The organism is Ilumatobacter sp., assembly GCF_030065885.1.
In the GTDB taxonomy this organism is placed as follows: Bacteria; Actinomycetota; Acidimicrobiia; order Acidimicrobiales; family Ilumatobacteraceae; genus Ilumatobacter.
On record NZ_JASJCS010000010.1, the window covers coordinates 89424 to 104777 of the forward strand.

Annotated in this window: 11 protein-coding genes; 6 read left to right on the plus strand and 5 right to left on the minus strand. The window is 71.2% G+C overall.

All coding sequences use genetic code 11. The features are described from left to right. Positions 1-14: 14 nt before the first annotated feature. Positions 15-2738: an ABC transporter substrate-binding protein gene (locus QNJ12_RS04570; protein WP_300619431.1), complete on the minus strand. Its 2724-nt coding sequence runs from the start codon at positions 2736-2738 to the stop codon at positions 15-17. 41 nt (positions 2739-2779) lie between these two features. On the opposite strand from QNJ12_RS04570, the gene QNJ12_RS04575 reads away from it, so the two are divergent. Beyond that, positions 2780-5341, plus strand: a complete 2562-nt coding sequence (locus QNJ12_RS04575) for a hypothetical protein (RefSeq protein WP_300619434.1) — start codon at positions 2780-2782, stop codon at positions 5339-5341. A 71-nt stretch (positions 5342-5412) separates the two neighbouring features. Here the strand turns inward: QNJ12_RS04575 and QNJ12_RS04580 are convergent, their stop codons facing one another. Both QNJ12_RS04580 and QNJ12_RS04585 read right to left on the minus strand, forming a co-directional pair. Then, positions 5413-6447, minus strand: coding sequence for an alpha/beta hydrolase (locus QNJ12_RS04580; protein ID WP_300619437.1), 1035 nt, complete (start codon positions 6445-6447; stop codon positions 5413-5415). 81 nt (positions 6448-6528) lie between these two features. Continuing rightward, positions 6529-7047, minus strand: a complete 519-nt coding sequence (locus QNJ12_RS04585; protein ID WP_300619440.1) for a nitroreductase/quinone reductase family protein — start codon at positions 7045-7047, stop codon at positions 6529-6531. A gap of 266 nt (positions 7048-7313) precedes the next feature. Between QNJ12_RS04585 and nthA the strand changes: the two genes are divergently transcribed. From nthA to QNJ12_RS04605, 4 genes are read left to right on the plus strand one after another with little or no spacing between them, the layout of a single operon-like run. Continuing rightward, the gene (nthA, locus tag QNJ12_RS04590) at positions 7314-7910 is read left to right on the plus strand and encodes a nitrile hydratase subunit alpha (RefSeq protein ID WP_367281750.1); all 597 of its coding nucleotides are present in this window, start codon (positions 7314-7316) and stop codon (positions 7908-7910) included. After that, positions 7907-8566 carry a nitrile hydratase subunit beta gene (gene nthB, locus QNJ12_RS04595; RefSeq protein ID WP_300619444.1) on the plus strand — a complete coding sequence of 220 codons (660 nt, stop codon included), beginning with the start codon at positions 7907-7909 and terminating at the stop codon, positions 8564-8566. The genes nthA and nthB overlap by 4 nt, the downstream gene beginning before the upstream one ends. Beyond that, the gene (locus QNJ12_RS04600; RefSeq protein WP_300619447.1) at positions 8563-8931 is read left to right on the plus strand and encodes a nitrile hydratase accessory protein; all 369 of its coding nucleotides are present in this window, start codon (positions 8563-8565) and stop codon (positions 8929-8931) included. Before nthB ends, QNJ12_RS04600 begins: the two co-directional genes overlap by 4 nt. Before the next feature lie 55 nt (positions 8932-8986). Then, on the plus strand, positions 8987-10243 hold the full coding sequence (locus tag QNJ12_RS04605) for a site-2 protease family protein (RefSeq protein WP_300619450.1): 1257 nt from the start codon (positions 8987-8989) through the stop codon (positions 10241-10243). A gap of 60 nt (positions 10244-10303) precedes the next feature. On the opposite strand, the gene QNJ12_RS04610 is transcribed toward QNJ12_RS04605, so the two are convergent. After that, positions 10304-11302, minus strand: a complete 999-nt coding sequence (locus QNJ12_RS04610) for a calcium-binding protein (protein WP_300619452.1) — start codon at positions 11300-11302, stop codon at positions 10304-10306. A 277-nt stretch (positions 11303-11579) separates the two neighbouring features. Between QNJ12_RS04610 and QNJ12_RS04615 the strand changes: the two genes are divergently transcribed. Further along, the gene (locus QNJ12_RS04615; protein WP_300619455.1) at positions 11580-14723 is read left to right on the plus strand and encodes a CHAT domain-containing protein; all 3144 of its coding nucleotides are present in this window, start codon (positions 11580-11582) and stop codon (positions 14721-14723) included. Positions 14724-14760: 37 nt separating this feature from the next. Here QNJ12_RS04615 and QNJ12_RS04620 read toward each other — a convergent pair. After that, the coding region (locus tag QNJ12_RS04620) for an LLM class flavin-dependent oxidoreductase (protein WP_300619458.1) at positions 14761-15354 on the minus strand (594 nt) is incomplete at its 5' end.

Here is a 15354-nt window from a genome sequence, read left to right on the forward strand (position 1 = left end):
GCTACGCCGCCGGTTCAGTCGAGCTCGGCGACGTAGGCCCACTCGCCGTAGCTCGACAGCGGGCCGCCGCGAGGCGAGAGGAGCTCGACACCAGACAGGTCGGACACGTGGGCGACGAACGCCGGGCCCTCGTACAGCGGGAGCGTGGGCACGTCCGCGGCGAGCAGGGCATCGATCTGTTGGAACAGTGCGGTGCGCGCCGACTCGTCGGCGGTGGTCTCGGCCTGCGCGATCAAGGCGTCGACCTCGGCATTGGCGTAGCCCCCGTAGTTGAATCCGATCGGGTCGCCGTCGCAGCCGGTGACGGTGGGCGGGCAGTGGCCGCCGCCGAAGCGCAACAGCACGGACCCCGACGGGTCGACGTTGATCACGGTGAAGTCGAGACGGGCGTCGAAGTCGCCCGCCGTCCGACGCGCGCTGTAGTCGTCGAGCCCCAACGCTTCGAGTTGGACCACCACACCCACCCGCCGGAGCTGATCGCGGATCGTCTGGGCCTGGCCCTCGGCGTTGATGAGGTCGACCGTGGTGCCGCGGTACATGATCGAGACGACGAGCGGCTCGCCGTCCTTGGTCCGGATGCCGTCGTCGCCCTCGATCCAACCGGCCTCGTCGAGCAGCCGAGCCGCTTCATCGAGATCGCCGTACCGGCCGAACGGTTCGGTGTACTGGGGTTGCCGTGGGTAGTGCAGCAGGCTGTTGAGCGGCACTTCCGCCGAGCCGGTCACCGGCTGCACCAGCACTGCGGTGAGCGCATCGCGGTCGATGGCGTGAGCGATCGCCTGCCGGACGCCGACGTCGTCGAACGGCGCCCGCCTCGTGTTGAAGGCCAGCTCGAACTGGTTGTCCGAGGCGCCGGTCTCGACCGTCACGCCGTCGATCGAACGGGCCTCGACCACCTGCCCGGCGGCGGGCAGGCGCACGTAGGTGAGATCGACGTCGCCGGTCCGGACGGCATCGATCTGGTCGTCGATCGAGGCGTAGGTGCGGAACGTGACGCGCTCGAGGTTGACGGGCTCCCCCCACCACGTGTCGCTCCGACGGATCGAGATCCGCCGCTCGGGTTCGAACCCGACGACCTCGTAGGGACCGCCGGCGAACGGCGCCTCGGTCTGCAAGAACTCGGTCAGCGGACGGCCGGCGTCGACGTGCGCCTGGTACGCGGCCTGCTGGATGACGGGGTGCGTGGTGCTGAAGAGCACCCGCCACGCACCGATCGGTTCGGCGAAGGTCACCGTGAACTCGGTGTCGCTCACGACGGTGAACGCCTCGATCTGGTCGTAGAAGTAGGTGCCGATCAGGTTCTCGGTGCCGCTCACCAGGTACTCGTACGTGGCCTCGACGTCGGCGCTCGTGATCGGGCTGCCGTCGTTCCAGGCCGCGTCGTCGCGCAGCGTCCAGCGGATCGTGAGCGGGTCGGCGGTGACCAGCTCCGGGAGCTCGGCGGCGAGGTTGGGGGTGAGCGAGAAGTCGCCCTCGACGTTGACGAGCGTCGGGTAGACGAAGCCCGACAGGAAGCCCGCGGTGTTGAAGTCGGTGTGCGGGTTCAGGCTCGCGAGCGGGTCGTTGGTCGCGACGACGGCGAGTCCGCCCGGTATCGGCAGCGGTCCGTCGTCGTCGGTGACCGTCGTCGTGGTCGGGTCCGCCGTGCTCGCCGTGGCGTCGGTCTCGGTGCCGGCGTCGGGGGTCGTCGGGGTCGTCGGCACCGGTGCGGTGTTCGCCGTTGTTGCGCCATCGACCGCGGCCGCCGACGAGGTGTCGCCCGAGGCGGGCACCGTGGTCGTCGTCGCCTCGGACTCGTCGTCGCCGCCGCGGCTCAGCACGACGGCGAGCACGACCACCGCCACGAGGGCGAGCACGAGCGGTACGAGCACGGCCGGTCGCGTGAGCGACGACGTACGACCCCCGGCATCGGGCGGCACCACCGTCACGGGCGCGACACCGCCCCGATCGCGGAGGCCGTCGATCAGATCGGACGCACTGGCGAATCGGTCGTCGGGATCCTTGGCGAGCGCTGTGTCGAAGAACGCCGCCAGCCCCTCGTGGTCGACGCGAGGGATGTCGTCGTTGACGTGGGCCATGAGCACCGGCATGACCTCGTCGCCGGTGAACGGCGGGCCGCCGGTCAGGCAGTGGAACACCACACAGCCGAGCGAGTACAGGTCGGCGCGGTGGTCGATGTCCCCCGCCGCGGCCTGCTCGGGCGCCATGTACTCGACGGTGCCCAGTGCACCCGTCGTGTACCGGCCCATCTCCTGCGCCGTCGCGGCGATCCCGAAGTCGGCCAGCCAGACCCGCGCTTCGCCGAGGAGGATGTTCGAGGGCTTGATGTCGCGGTGGGTGAGCCCACGGGAATGGGCGTGGTCGATCGCATCGGCCACGGGACCGAGCAGGTCGGCGGTTCGCCGAACGGTCAGCGGGCTCTCGCGATCGAGCAGGTCCTCGAGCGTCTCACCCTCGACCAGCCGCATCGCGAGGTAGACGAGATCGTCCTCCTCCCCTGCCTCGTAGACGGTGACGATGTGGGGGTGGTCGAGCGACGCGGCGGATCGGCCCTCGCGCTCGAATCGGCGCGCGGCGTCGGGGTTGCGCGCCACGACGGGGTCGAGCACCTTGACCGCGACATCGCGGCCGAGGCGGAGCTGGCGGGCCCTCCACACGGTCGCGAACGCACCCGTTCCGAGAGGCTCGACGAGCTCGAACCCGCCGAGCCGCCGGCCCGCGAGGTCCGGCCCTGCCATGGACCGGGAGCGTAGTGCGGGCTGCCCGTAGATTCGGGGGGATGACGGGCGTCCCGATGGTGCTGGCGCGCCGGCCGCGGTTCGGCCGCGAGATCCGGCGCGAGCGGCTGCTGGCTGCATGCGACGCTGCGCCGGTCGTCGTGCTCGCCGCCCCGGCGGGGAACGGCAAGTCGGTCCTGGCCGGGCAGCTCTGCGATCGGTCCGGGCGGCGGACAATCTGGTGCCGTCTCGCGCCGGGGTACGACGATGCTGCGGACCTGGTGGCGATGGCCTTGCAGTCCGCCGGCGTCGCCGTGGACGACGACGTCGGCCTGGCCACCGACGTGCTCGTGCTTGCGGGGACGTTGCTCGAGCTGCTCGAGGCCGAGCCGTCGGTGCTCGCGGTCGATGACTATCACGAGGCCGAGGGCGGCCGCTGCGACCAGTTGCTGGCGGAGGTCGTGTCGTTGCTGCCCGACGAGGCCACCGTCGTGATCTCGGGCCGATCGCGCCCGGCGGCGCTGCTCGGCCGGTTGTCCGCCGTGGCGCCGATCGTGCTGGATCGCGAGGCCCTCGCGTTCGACGACGACGAGGCACGGCGGCTGTTCGAGCTGCACGGGCAGGTCCTCGGTCGCTCGGGCGACTGGACCGAGTCGACGGGCGGTTGGGCGGCAGCGCTGTCGATGGTCGCCGAGGGTGTCGTCGCCGACCCGGCCGACGTCGAGGCGGCGGGCGACCTCGTGACGGCACTCCTCGCCGACGCACGGCTCGCGAGCCACCACGGGCTGCTGCAGGGCCTCGCCGTGCTGCCGTACCTCACCGCAGATCTGGCCGCCGAGCTCGGACTCGGATCCCGCGAGGCGCTGGCACAGCTCGGGGCCTTGACCAGCCTGGCGTCGGACGCCGACGGGTTCTGGCGACTGCATCCGTCGGTCGCCGACGAGCTGGCGTCATCGCTCGGCGACGACGACGTGTCGGCGATCCAGACCGCTGCGGCGCGGGCGTTGGCCGACAGCGACCCGGCGACCGCCATCGAGCTCCACCTCGCCGGCCACGACGCCGAGGCGGCCGCCGACGTGCTCGCCGACCACCTCTCCGCCGTCGGCACCGACCATGCGATGAGGTGGCTGTACGTGATGCCTGCCGAGGTCCGGCGGCGCTTCCCGCCGGCGCTGTCGGCGGGCCGGGCGACCGTCAACCTCGACGCTGCGATCGTGCAGGCACGCGAACGCGTCGAACGCGCCGTCGAGACCGGGCAGCGCCGGGAGGCGCTCCTCGCCCTCGGGTCGGTGCATGCGGGACGCGGCGAGTTGCCCGATGCCGCCGACGCGCTGGAGGCCGCGGCCAGGTTGTCCGACGCTGCGGCGAGTGCCGCAGCGATCCAGACCCAGCTCGCCATGGTCAGGTGGTGGGCCGGCGACCTCGACGGCGCGTCGGCCGCGCTCGACCAGGCCGGCGACGGGGTGTGGCCGACCTGGATCGCCGGTCAGCTCGCGCTGTTGCGCGACGACCTCGCCGCGGCCGCAGAGGCCGGGCGGCGATGTCTCGAGCTCGCCGACGTCGAGCCCGCGGCGACTGCGGCACCCGGTCGGTCGTTACTCGCCGCAGCGGCGGTGCTCGACGGCCGGCTCGAGGACGCGGCCGTCGACGCCGCCGAGGCGTACCGGACGGCACTCGAGGTGGGTGGTCTCGATCTGGCGGCGGCTGCGCCGGTGCACGGGTGGGCGCTCGTGCGCCTCGACCGTGCGGAGGAGGCGGCAGCGGTCGTCGACGTGCTCCAGCGACAGGTGGGGCGGCAGGATCACCATGCGCGGGTACAGGCGGCGCTGCTGTCGTGCGCGCTGTCGGCCGGCTCCGGCGACACCGAGCGGATCGAGCGGGATGCGAGGCGTCTGCACCAGTACCGCGAGGCCGGCTACGCGCCGCTCGAGACGGTGGCGGGGCTGCTGGCCGGCGGCACCGCGCCGCCCACCGGGCTCGTCATCGGGCTGCTGGGTGAGCCGCTCGTCGAGGTCGACGGCTCCGTGATCGCGCCGTCGGCGTGGAAGTCCAAGAAGGCGCTCGAGGTCCTGCTCTGGCTCGGCTTGGCCGGGGGACGAGGTGCCCGGCGCGAGCAGGTGATCGAATCGGTGTGGCCTGGTCGCGAGCCCGAGAAGGGCCGCACCTTGCTCCGCACGGCGCTCAGCGAGATCAGACGGGTGCTCGAGCCGAACCGCCACAAGGGTGAACCGAGCCGGTTCGTCACGGTCGATGGCGATCGCGTGATCGTCGACGCCACCAGCGATGTGGCGGGCGCGCGGTCGGCCGACGGCACGGCGCACGATGTCTTCGCACTGGTGGCGCCCGGGTTGTCGAGCGAGCTCCCCGACGCCGACTGGGTCGACGAGCTCCGGCGTGAGGTCGAACGCCTTCGCGTCGACGCCGCCGAACGTGTCGTCGCCGACGTCGCAGCCGGTGCCGGCGTCGAGGACAGCGGGCGGATCGCGGCGCTGGGAGTCCTCATCGAGGCCGAACCCTGGAACAAGGCGCACGTCGACGCGTTGATCGAGGCCCACCGGGCCGCCGGCGACGAGGTTGCCGCCAAGGCCGTCGAGCGCCGCTGGTTCGAAGACGACGACGGGTGACGCTCCGGATCGCGTGGTCTCCGGGCGGCATCGCTCCCGGGACACGATCGGGGGGCGCCCGGCGGCGCGGCTCACCACCAGGTGGTGATCGCCGCGTAGACGTCGGGGTGATGGGCGAGCGCGATGTGCGACACGGTCGGGAACATGCGGCTGGTGGCTCCGCTGAACAGCTGACCGTCGCCACTGGCTCCGACCGCGCTCGGGGTCGTGACCAACGCGTCGCCCAACGTGCGCGCCACGGGATGCTCGGGGTCGGAGGTGAGCGACCCGGCGATCACGAGCTGATGGGCGCGCCGGAGGCGGAGCGCGCGGTGCGGATGCGGTCGATCTCGGGAGCCGGGGTCGTGTTCGAGCCAGTCGTCGTCGACGATGGCGCCGAACCGCAGGTCCTTGATGCCGGCACTGCGTCGGTCGAGTCCGAGCCCGACGAGTCGGGCAGCGGGAACGGGGAGCCCCCACATCGCGGCGCTGGCCGAGTTGACGAACACCTCGAGGCCGGCGCCGGTGTTCGGCACTCCGATCAGCACGACCCGGCGCACCTTGCTCGTCCAACGACGCCCGAGCGGGAGCCGCCGGCCAGCCGGCCAGATCGTGCGTCCGTAGTGGCAGGCCGAGCGGATCACGAGGCCGCCCATGCTGTGGCCGACCAGGTTGATCTCGCGCACGGGCACCGGCCAGGCGCGCACGAGGTCCTTGAGCAGCTGGGCGAGCTCACGCCCGTTGGTCGAGACGTGCCTGCCGGTGTTGTAGCGCAGCGAGAGCACCGTCACGTCGTGGTCGGCGGCGAGGAGCGTGCCGTACGTCGTCGAGCGATCGCCGGGGAAGCGCCAGATCGACTCGGTCGACATCAGGCCGTGGACGAACACGCAGATCCGACCGCTCACGGCCACGGCCGCGTCGGCCAACCTGTCGGCGAGTGCGATGCGTTCGAGCGGGAGCACGACGTCACCGATCCGGATCGTCATCGGCGTCGCGAAGCGTGACCCTCGATCCTCCAGCGTGTCGCCGAACAGCCCATTGACGACCGCGACGGCATCCTCTCGCCGCCCGGGCAGGGAGGCCAGCAGCCGGAGCACCGCCGCCGCGGGAGAGTCGACCTCGGCCACGACCGCGACGGTATCGGCCTGCACCTTGACCGCGACTCGGACGCCGGCGCAGGGTTCGGCGCCGGCGCCGGCCTGAGGCCGTCAGTCGGCCGGTTCGAGAACGAACACGCGGATCACGCGGTGGTCGGCGCGCTCGCGGTACTTGGCATAGCCGGGGTAGACGTCGGCGGCCAGGTCGAACGCCCGGTCGGCACCCTCGTCGCTCGCGCGCCGGGCGACGACCGCAACCGTCCGGTCTCGATACCCCACGCTGGCCGCCGGGTCGGCTTCGAGGTTGTACACCCAGCCGGGCGTGTGCTGCTGGCCGTAGTTGGAGCCGATGACGGCGAGCGCTCCGTCGAGGGGGATGCCGAGCAGTGGCATCGTGCGTGACCTGCCGCTCTTGGCGCCCGTCGTGGTGAGCATGATCACCGGCAGGCCGGCCAGGAGACCGGGAACGGTCGTGCGGCCCTTCGAGATGCGGAACAGCGCCTTGTCCATCGGGTACAGGGTGCGTTGGAACGTCCAGGCGCCGGGGCGGCTCGACGCGATGCGCTGCGTGACCCGTTGCACGGCGTTCGCCGGCTTGACCGTGTACCCGAGCTCGTCCAGCAGTCCCATCGCATCCTCCTCGTTCGTCGAGTGCTGCGACCATACGTCGCGAGATGTGCCTGGGGCTTCAGCGGATAGGTACACCTTGCGCGGTGAACGGTTTTCTCGTCGCCTTGCTTCGCAGGCGACTCCGTGCACCGCAACGATTGGGTCGCCGCGCCTGTCGGCTGGGCTCCCTGGCACACCTCGCGACGGGCTGCTCTACGCTCCCAGTCGTGGGGCATGGGCTCGATCACGACGACGATCACGATCACGAACACGGAGAGCTCGACCCGATGGACGTCCGGGTCCGTGCGCTCGAGACGTTGCTCACCGAGAAGGGGTACATCGATCCGGCTGCCCTCGACGAGCTGATCGACGCCTACCAGACGCGCATCGGCCCGCGAAACGGTGCCCGGGTCGTCGCGCGGGCGTGGGTCGACGACGACTTCCGAAACTGGCTTCGCCGGGACGCCACGGCCGCGATCGCATCGCTCGGCTACACGGGCCGTCAGGGTGAGCACATGGTCGCGGTCGAGCAGACCGACGCAACCCACAACATGGTCGTGTGCACGCTGTGCAGCTGCTACCCGTGGCCCGTCCTCGGCCTGCCGCCGACCTGGTACAAGAGCGCGCCGTACCGCTCACGGGCGGTGCGCGATCCGCGCGGTGTGCTGTCGGAGTTCGGGGTGTCGCTGCCCGACGACGTCGACGTGCGCGTGTGGGACTCGACGGCCGAGATCCGGTACCTGGTGATCCCGCAGCGTCCGCGCGGCACCGAGGGGTGGAGCGAGGAGCAGCTCGCCGGGCTCGTGACCCGCGATTCGATGATCGGCGTCGGCCTGCCGCTCGAGCCCGACGCCGTCGACGACGAGATGGCCACTCCGGCGTGAGCTACGTCAGCCACGCCGACCTCGGCGGCGCGACCGATCGCGGTCCGATCGAGAGCGAACCCGAGGGCATCGTGTTCCATCACGGCTGGGAGGCGAAGGCGTTGGCGCTGACCTTGGCGGCTGGTGCCTCGGGGCGGTGGAACATCGACATGAGCCGCCGCTACCGCGAGACGCTGCCCGACTACGCCGACCTGACGTACTTCGAGATCTGGACCGCGAGCCTCGAACGGCTGCTCGTCGACCGGGGCCTGGTGACCGAGGACGAGCTCGCCGCCGGCCACGCGATCCACGCGCCCGCCGAGGTGCGCGGCGTCCTGGCGGCCGATCGGGTCGCGGCGGCGTTGGCCAGAGGTGGCCCGGTCGAACGCGAGCCATCGGGCCCGGCCCGGTTCGCAGTCGGCGATCGCGTGCGCACCCGTTCCGGCACCGTCGATCACCACACACGGCTGCCCAGCTACGTGGCCGGGCGGGTCGGCACGATCGCGCGCGTCCACGGCGTCCACGTGTTCCCCGACACGAACGCCCACGACCTCGGCGAGCAGCCGCAGTGGCTGTACAACGTGGTGTTCGACGCGCGCGAGTGCTGGGAGGACGCAACACCCGGCCAGCGGGTCTCCGTCGACGCGTGGGAGCCGTACCTGGAGCCCGTGTCGTGAGCGACGAGGCGACCGGATTGCTCCCCGGCCAGCCGGCCGAGGACGGCGAGCTGGTCTTCCGCAAGCCGTGGGAGGCCCACGCCTTCGCGATGGCGGTGCGGCTGCACGAGCAGGGCTTGTTCACGTGGCCGCAGTGGGCGGCAGCGCTGACGAGCGAGATCGAGCACGCCAAGGACGCCGGCGACCCCGACACCGGCGAGACGTACTACCACCACTGGCTCGCCGCCCTCGAGCGCCTGGTCGCCGAGTCGGGAGCCGCGTCGGAGGACGACCAGGAACGAACCCGGGAAGCGTGGCGCCGGGCGGCTCACCGCACCCCGCACGGCCACCCGATCGTGTTGCGCGACGAGGACTTCGACGGATGAGCCGTCGCGGCGCCGACCCGCTCAGGTCGTGGTCGCCGCCCGCCGATGAACCGACATGATCGCCGCTCGCTCACGCACGTGGCTGGCGACGGTGCTGCTGGTGCTGATCGGCGTCCTCGCGGGACTGCTGGTCAACGGCGGGACGTCGTCGGGCGACCTGGGCGAGATCGTCTCGGGCCCGATCCGGTTCGTGATCGTGCTCGTCCCCGCCGCCGTCGTCCTCACGTCGCTCCACGAGTCGGCGCACGCGATCGTCGGCCGGCTGGTCGGGTGGCAGGTGTTCGGCGTGACGATCGGGCATGGCCGCCGGCTCGCCTCGATGCACCTCGGTTCGGTGCGTCTGGAGCTGCGGGGCACGCTCGTCGGCGGGGTGACGATCGCCAACGCGACCGGTCGGCGATGGCGCGACGTGGCGATGCTCGCGGCCGGGATCACGGTGGAGTCGGTCGTGATCGCAGCGACGCTGCCGTGGGATCCGGGTTCGGCGTGGGGCCATCACGCCAAGTGGGCGATCGTCCTGGTGGCGTGCGTCGACATCGCCTTCAACCTGTGGCCGCGGCGGATCGACGTCGGCCCGGTCTCGGGCATGGCGACCGACGGTGCCCAACTGCTCAGTGTGCTGACGTCGCCCGACCAGTGGCGCCACGACCTCGAGCAGATGCGTCTGACTCCGGGCCGGGCGCGCCTGGTGCAGACGCTGCATGGCGGCGACATGGACGAGGCGATCGAGCTCGCCAGGGTCGAGGCGGCCGCCGATCCGGGCGATGACAGGTCCGCGACGCTGCTCGGCACCCTCCTCCTGATGGCCGGTCAGTGGCGGGAAGCCTTCGACCAGCTCGTGCCCGTGGCCGTGGCATCCGATGCGGGCGCCGACCCGATGCTCGCCAACAACATCGCGTGGGCTGCGGTGATGACGTTCGATCCGGGCCTGGTAGCCCACGCCGACCGGTACTCCGAGCGGGCCTTCGCCGAACGCCTGACCGAACCGGCCTGTGCCAGCACCCGCGGATCGACGCTCGTGCTGCTCGGCCGGGCCGACGAGGGTCTGCCGCTCCTGAAGCTCGCCGCTGCGGGCCGCATCTCGCGACGGCAGAGGGCCTACGTGCTCGCGTTCACCGCTCTGGCAGAGCATCGGCTCGGACGGTTCGCCGATGCCGGCAAGCACCTGTCGCTGAGCGAGACGCTCGATGCGTCGTGCCCGGCCCTCCCCGAGATCAAGCGCCTGATGCTCGACACGCCGGTGGCCGGTCGCAGCGTGACGCCCGCGGCGTGGCCCCCGCCGCAACCGGCCGACCGGCTGGGCGGGGGCTAGCGATCGCCTGACCCACGACACTCCACGTCGCGAGTTGTGTCAGACGCAACTCGCGACGTGCTAGCAGTTGTGGATCGAGCCGAACAGCACGGTCGTGCCCACAGCGTCGGGCGTGATGTTGTCGAAGTGCGGACCGTTGATTCCCCAGTAGTCCTTGATCTCGTCGCCGTCACCGCGCACGTTGAACACGTCACGACCGCAGCCGCCCGTCATCTCGTCCTGCCCGGCGTTGCCATGGAGGAAGTCGTCGTCGCCGCCGCCGAACAGCTTGTCGTCGGCGTCGCCGCCGCTGATCGTGTCGACGCCGGCGTCGCCGTGCAACGTGTCGACGCCGCCCCCACCCCAGAGGGTGTCGCCGTCGAGGCCGCCGTGCACCGTGTCCACGCCGTCGCCGCCGAACAGCGTGTCGATGCCGGCCTCGCCGAAGATCGTGTCGTCGCCCGGGCCGCCGTGGACCTCGTCGCCTCCACCGCCGGCACAGATCACGTCGTTGCCGGCGCCGCCGTCGATCAGGTCCGATCCACCGAGACCGATGATCACGTCGTCGCCGGGGGTCCCGGTCAGGTTGTCGGCGCCGTCGGTGCCGATGATCACCTCGCCGGCGTTGTCGCCCGACACCGCGGCCGGTTCGCCGTTGCAGGAGAACGCCATCGGGATCGGTCCGGCGTAGAACCCCGGCCAGACGAGGATCGCGACGTCGACCGTCGTGATCTCGGTCGTGTCGACGATGTCCTCGTCCGGTCGGTCGGGGTCGACGGTGAACACGGTGGCGTTCTCGTCACCGAGGCCACCGAAGCCGGCACCGTCGTCGACGCCGTCGCCGTCGCCGCCCGGCTGCTCGTCCAGTTGCTCGTCCGCGCCCGGATCGTCGTTCGGGCCGTCCGGCCCTCCGTCGCCGGACGGCTCGCCGAACTGGACGATCCGCGTCGGAGCGAGCAGCTCCTCGTCGAGCGGATCGGCCATCGCCGTCGCCGGGATCGTGACGCCGATCAGGATCGCAGCGGCGGTCAGCGCCGCCGTCCGTGCCCGTCGAGCACGCGTGTCGCGGTTGATGTTCATGGTGTCTCCTCTGGTCGAGTGTGTTGCGACCGGTTCGGAGCCACGGCCGGCCGGGATGGTGAACAACCGCGAAACCTCGACGCACAGACGCCTGTGGCCACCGACCACCGAGCGCCGGCCTGGCGCACCGGGGCCTCCGGGGCCGTGAGCGCGATATCGGTCGAAGCCCACCTCGTGGTGTGCGTACACTGACAGCGAAACCATCGGCCGAGGCGCCGGTTCTCCTTCGTTGCACTGGCGGACCCGACGCTTGGGGGCAGGCAGAGGAGGCGTCGCGATGCAGTCCGTGACGGTCGAGTTCCAGCGGTTCGGGGAGTCGACCGGCGTGATCCGCACCTCCGACCACTACATCCGGACCAACGGCACCACCGGCCCGACCGAGGAGGTCCGGTTCCCGCTCGGCCAATCGCAGCTGCTGCAGGGCATGGCCACGCTGGACTACGAGCGATTCCGGAGCGGTGACCTCGATCGCGTACGGGAGGTGGCCGAGCAGTTCATCACCGACCTCCGACCCTTCCTCGAGGAGTTCCTGCCGATCGGGCCGCCACCCGACCACGACGGCAGCACCTACCAGGTCGAGATCGTGACCCGCGCGCTCGAACTGGCGCAGCTCCCGTTCGAGATCCTGGAGGAGGACGCCGCGACCAATGCGGTGATCACACGTCGCATCCGCCAGCCCTGGCCTCCCCCCGCCGTCGTCCGGAGCAACAAGCCGAAGGTCCTGTTCGCGTGGGCCGAGCCGAAGCAGCGGCAGGAGTCGAGCAAGCGGATGGAGGTGCCCCACGAGCGCCATCGCGGACTGCTGGCCGAGGTGCTGAGCGACTGGGGTGGCTTCGAGGGCGGCGCGGCCGTCGAGGTCGAGAATGCAACGCAAGAGCGGATCGCCGAGCAGCTCGCCCCACCGGACCACGGATTCACGCATGTGCACCTGCTCGCCCACGGCATCGGCGGGACGAAGGCCGATCCCCACGCGTTCGTCCGGCTCGAACGGGAGCCCCAGCCCTCGACGTTCCTGGCGCTCGAAGCCGATGACGGGACGATCGACCGCTGCTCGCCCGCGTCGCTCAGCGACATGTTCCTCCCCGGCGTGCCCCGGCCGGCGAGCTTCGCGATCGCGACCTGCCACAGCGGCGAGGTCGAGTCGATCGAGGCGGGTGGCACGCTCGCCCACCACCTCCACCGGGCGGGCATCCCGGTCGTGGTGGCGTCACAGCTGGCACTGACCAAGACCGGTTCCGACCAGCTGATCACGACGTTCCTCGAGACGGTCATCGAGGGAGGCGATCCGAGAGAAGCCATCGCCGACTGCCGGCGAGCGCTCCGCGAGCAACAGCAGGAGACGTTCTACGACCGCGTCGCGTTGGTCGGCTACGTCCACGTCGACACCGAGAGCGACGCCCAACTCGCCGACAGGAAGTTCGAGGTCGAGCTCGCCCGTCTCGAAGCGGCGTCGAAGCACGCCGACAGGCGCGTGAAGGAGATCGTGACCGAGCTGACCGATGCCGGGCCGGGGCTCAGCGATGCGCAGCGGCACGAGGCCGAGGACATCGGTGAGCGCTTCGCGTCGGTGCGCGAGCGGCTCGAGAGGATGGCGCGAACCGAGTCGCTGACGAAGGCGCAGCAGGAGGAGCGCCGAGGACTCCAGGCGAGCTCGCTCAAGCGAGAAGCGGAAGCCGCATGGAAGCTCAGCCGCGTGCTGACCGGCTCCGACGCCGACGGGTGGCGCGAGCGCAGCCGCGACGCACTCATGGAGGCCGCCGACGCGTACGAGCGGGCGGCGAAGACCTCCCGCGATCACCACTGGACGTGGGTGCAGTGGCTGGTCCTCGAAGCGGTCGTGCGCGGCTCGCTCGACGAGCGCGCCGACGACTGGATCACGGCGAGGGCGGCTGCCGCCGACGCGGTCGAACGTGCCGCCTCGACCGAACCGACCGACGAGGGGGACGAGGAGGCGACGAGGATCGCCGAGGATGCGATCTGGGCGCGCGGGTCGCTCATGGAACTGTCCCTGCTCGCACCCCTCGTCGGTCGGGACGATGCGCTCGCCGAGGCCGAGCAGCACGTCGAGGCGCTCGCCACAGGATCGAGAGAGCTCGGCCTCGACTATGCGATCCCGTCGACGCTGGCGCAGCTCGATCGGTACGGCACCTGGTGGGGCGCCGACTCGAAGTGGCAGCTTCCCACCACGGTGCTCGAGGGTGCGGCCCACCTCCACGCGAGGTTGACGGCGCTCGCCGAACACGACCAGGACAGCCAACGACGAGAACCGACGACGACGGCAACGAGAGAGGCAGCCATGTTCGAGATCGACATGCTCCCCGCCAACGAGGGCGACGCGCTCTGGATCGAGTACGGCGCCGATCCGGTTCGGCGCATCCTGGTCGACTGCGGCCGCAAGACGGCCTACCGGGCGGTTGCCGACCGCCTCGGTGCCGGGCCCGACATCGGCTTCGAGCTGTTCGTCCTGACCCACGTCGACGCCGATCACATCGCGGGCGCAGTCCCGCTGCTGCAGGACGCACGGTTCGGACCCGACCGGGTCGGCGACGTGTGGTTCAACGGCTGGCGCCACATGAACCACCTGCACCGGGACTACGAAGGTAAAATGCCCGGCGTGCTCGGCGCCCGACAGGGTGAGTTCTTCGGTGCCGTCCTCCGAGATCGCGAGTTCCCGTGGAACGATGCGTTCGGTGGGCACGCGGTCGTCATCGAGGACGGCGGCGACCTGCCGACGATCGAGCTCGAGGGTGGCATGACGCTGACGCTGCTGGGTCCGACGTGGCCGAAACTGAGCGAGATGCGCGACCGCTGGGAAGAAGATCTGGGCGACGCCGACCCCGACAAGCGCATCGAACCCGGCGACTACGAACGTGCGCTCGAGCTGCTCGGTCAGGACCGGCATCACGGCCCCGACGTCCTGGGCGGTGGCCACGAGGGCCCGATCGTCGTGGAGGAGCTCGGCGACGTGCCGTTCGATCCGGACGACAGCGAGCCGAACGGCAGCAGCATCTCGTTCCTGGCCGAGTTCGGCGGTCGCGCCGTGCTGTTCGCGGGCGATGCGCACGCGCCGCAACTCGCGGCTGCGGTGCGCCGGCTCATCGAGCAGCGCGGCCTCGACGGCCGGCTGCCGGTCGACGCGCTCAAGATGGCGCACCACGGCAGTGCCCGCAACAACTCGTACGAGCTGCTCGAACTGCTCGACTGTCGGCGCTACCTGCTGTCGACCAACGGGACGAAGCACCATCACCCCGACCCGGAGGCGCTGGCGCGCGTCCTGAACGTCTACGACGACGGCACCGAGTTCCACTTCAACTATGCGAGCGACGAGTCGCTCCCCTGGGCCGACGAGGACCTGCAGCGACGGCACGGCTTCCAGGCCTTCTACCCCGCCGGCGACGCGGGGCTGCGGGTGACGCTGTAGCGCTGTCGCGTCGCTCGTCGAACGCGGCGGCGACGGCTCAGCCGAACGTGGCGAACAGTTCCGTCATCGCCTTCGCTTGGCCGCCGCTCGTCGAGGAGGGGACCAGGATGGGGTTGGTGACGCCGGCGTCGAACCACGCCTCGACGCCGTCGCGGACCCGGTCGACCGGGCCCGACAGGGTGCAGTCGTCGAGCCACTCGTCGGACATGGCCGCCAGCACGCCGTCGGCATCACGCGCGTCGAGGGCAGCCTGCACGGCGGCCATCTCGTCGGCGTAGCCGGCATCGATCCAGTAGTTGCGGTAGTTCGGGAGCGCGACGTAGCCCTGCAGCGTCTTGCGGTTGCGGGCGCGGGCGGCGGCGAGGTCGTCGTCGACGACGGTCGGGATCATGTTGCCGACCTGGAAGCCGTCGGTGAGGCGGTCGTCCGGAACCAGCGAGAGCGAGTGCGCCATGCGGCTGCGCGACGCGTTCGCCCACACCGCACCGTCGCCGATCTCGACCGCGAGGCCGACCATCTTGTCGCGCAACGTCGCGAGGTCGACCGGCGGCAACCCGCCCATCTGCTCGGCCGCAGTGCGCATCGTGCCGACGTACTCGCGCATGTCGGCGAGCGGCTTGCCGGTCTCGAC

Bases quoted from the DNA above. Each gene is read 5' to 3' on its own strand.
- QNJ12_RS04585 (WP_300619440.1), bottom strand. From the start codon at position 7,047: ATGGGACTGCTGGACGAGCTCGGGTACACGGTCAAGCCGGCGAACGCC.
- QNJ12_RS04610 (WP_300619452.1), bottom strand. From the start codon at position 11,302: ATGAACATCAACCGCGACACGCGTGCTCGACGGGCACGGACGGCGGCG.
- QNJ12_RS04570 (WP_300619431.1), bottom strand. From the start codon at position 2,738: ATGGCAGGGCCGGACCTCGCGGGCCGGCGGCTCGGCGGGTTCGAGCTC.
- QNJ12_RS04575 (WP_300619434.1), top strand. From the start codon at position 2,780: ATGACGGGCGTCCCGATGGTGCTGGCGCGCCGGCCGCGGTTCGGCCGC.
- nthA (WP_367281750.1), top strand. From the start codon at position 7,314: ATGGACGTCCGGGTCCGTGCGCTCGAGACGTTGCTCACCGAGAAGGGG.
- QNJ12_RS04615 (WP_300619455.1), top strand. From the start codon at position 11,580: ATGCAGTCCGTGACGGTCGAGTTCCAGCGGTTCGGGGAGTCGACCGGC.
- QNJ12_RS04605 (WP_300619450.1), top strand. From the start codon at position 8,987: ATGATCGCCGCTCGCTCACGCACGTGGCTGGCGACGGTGCTGCTGGTG.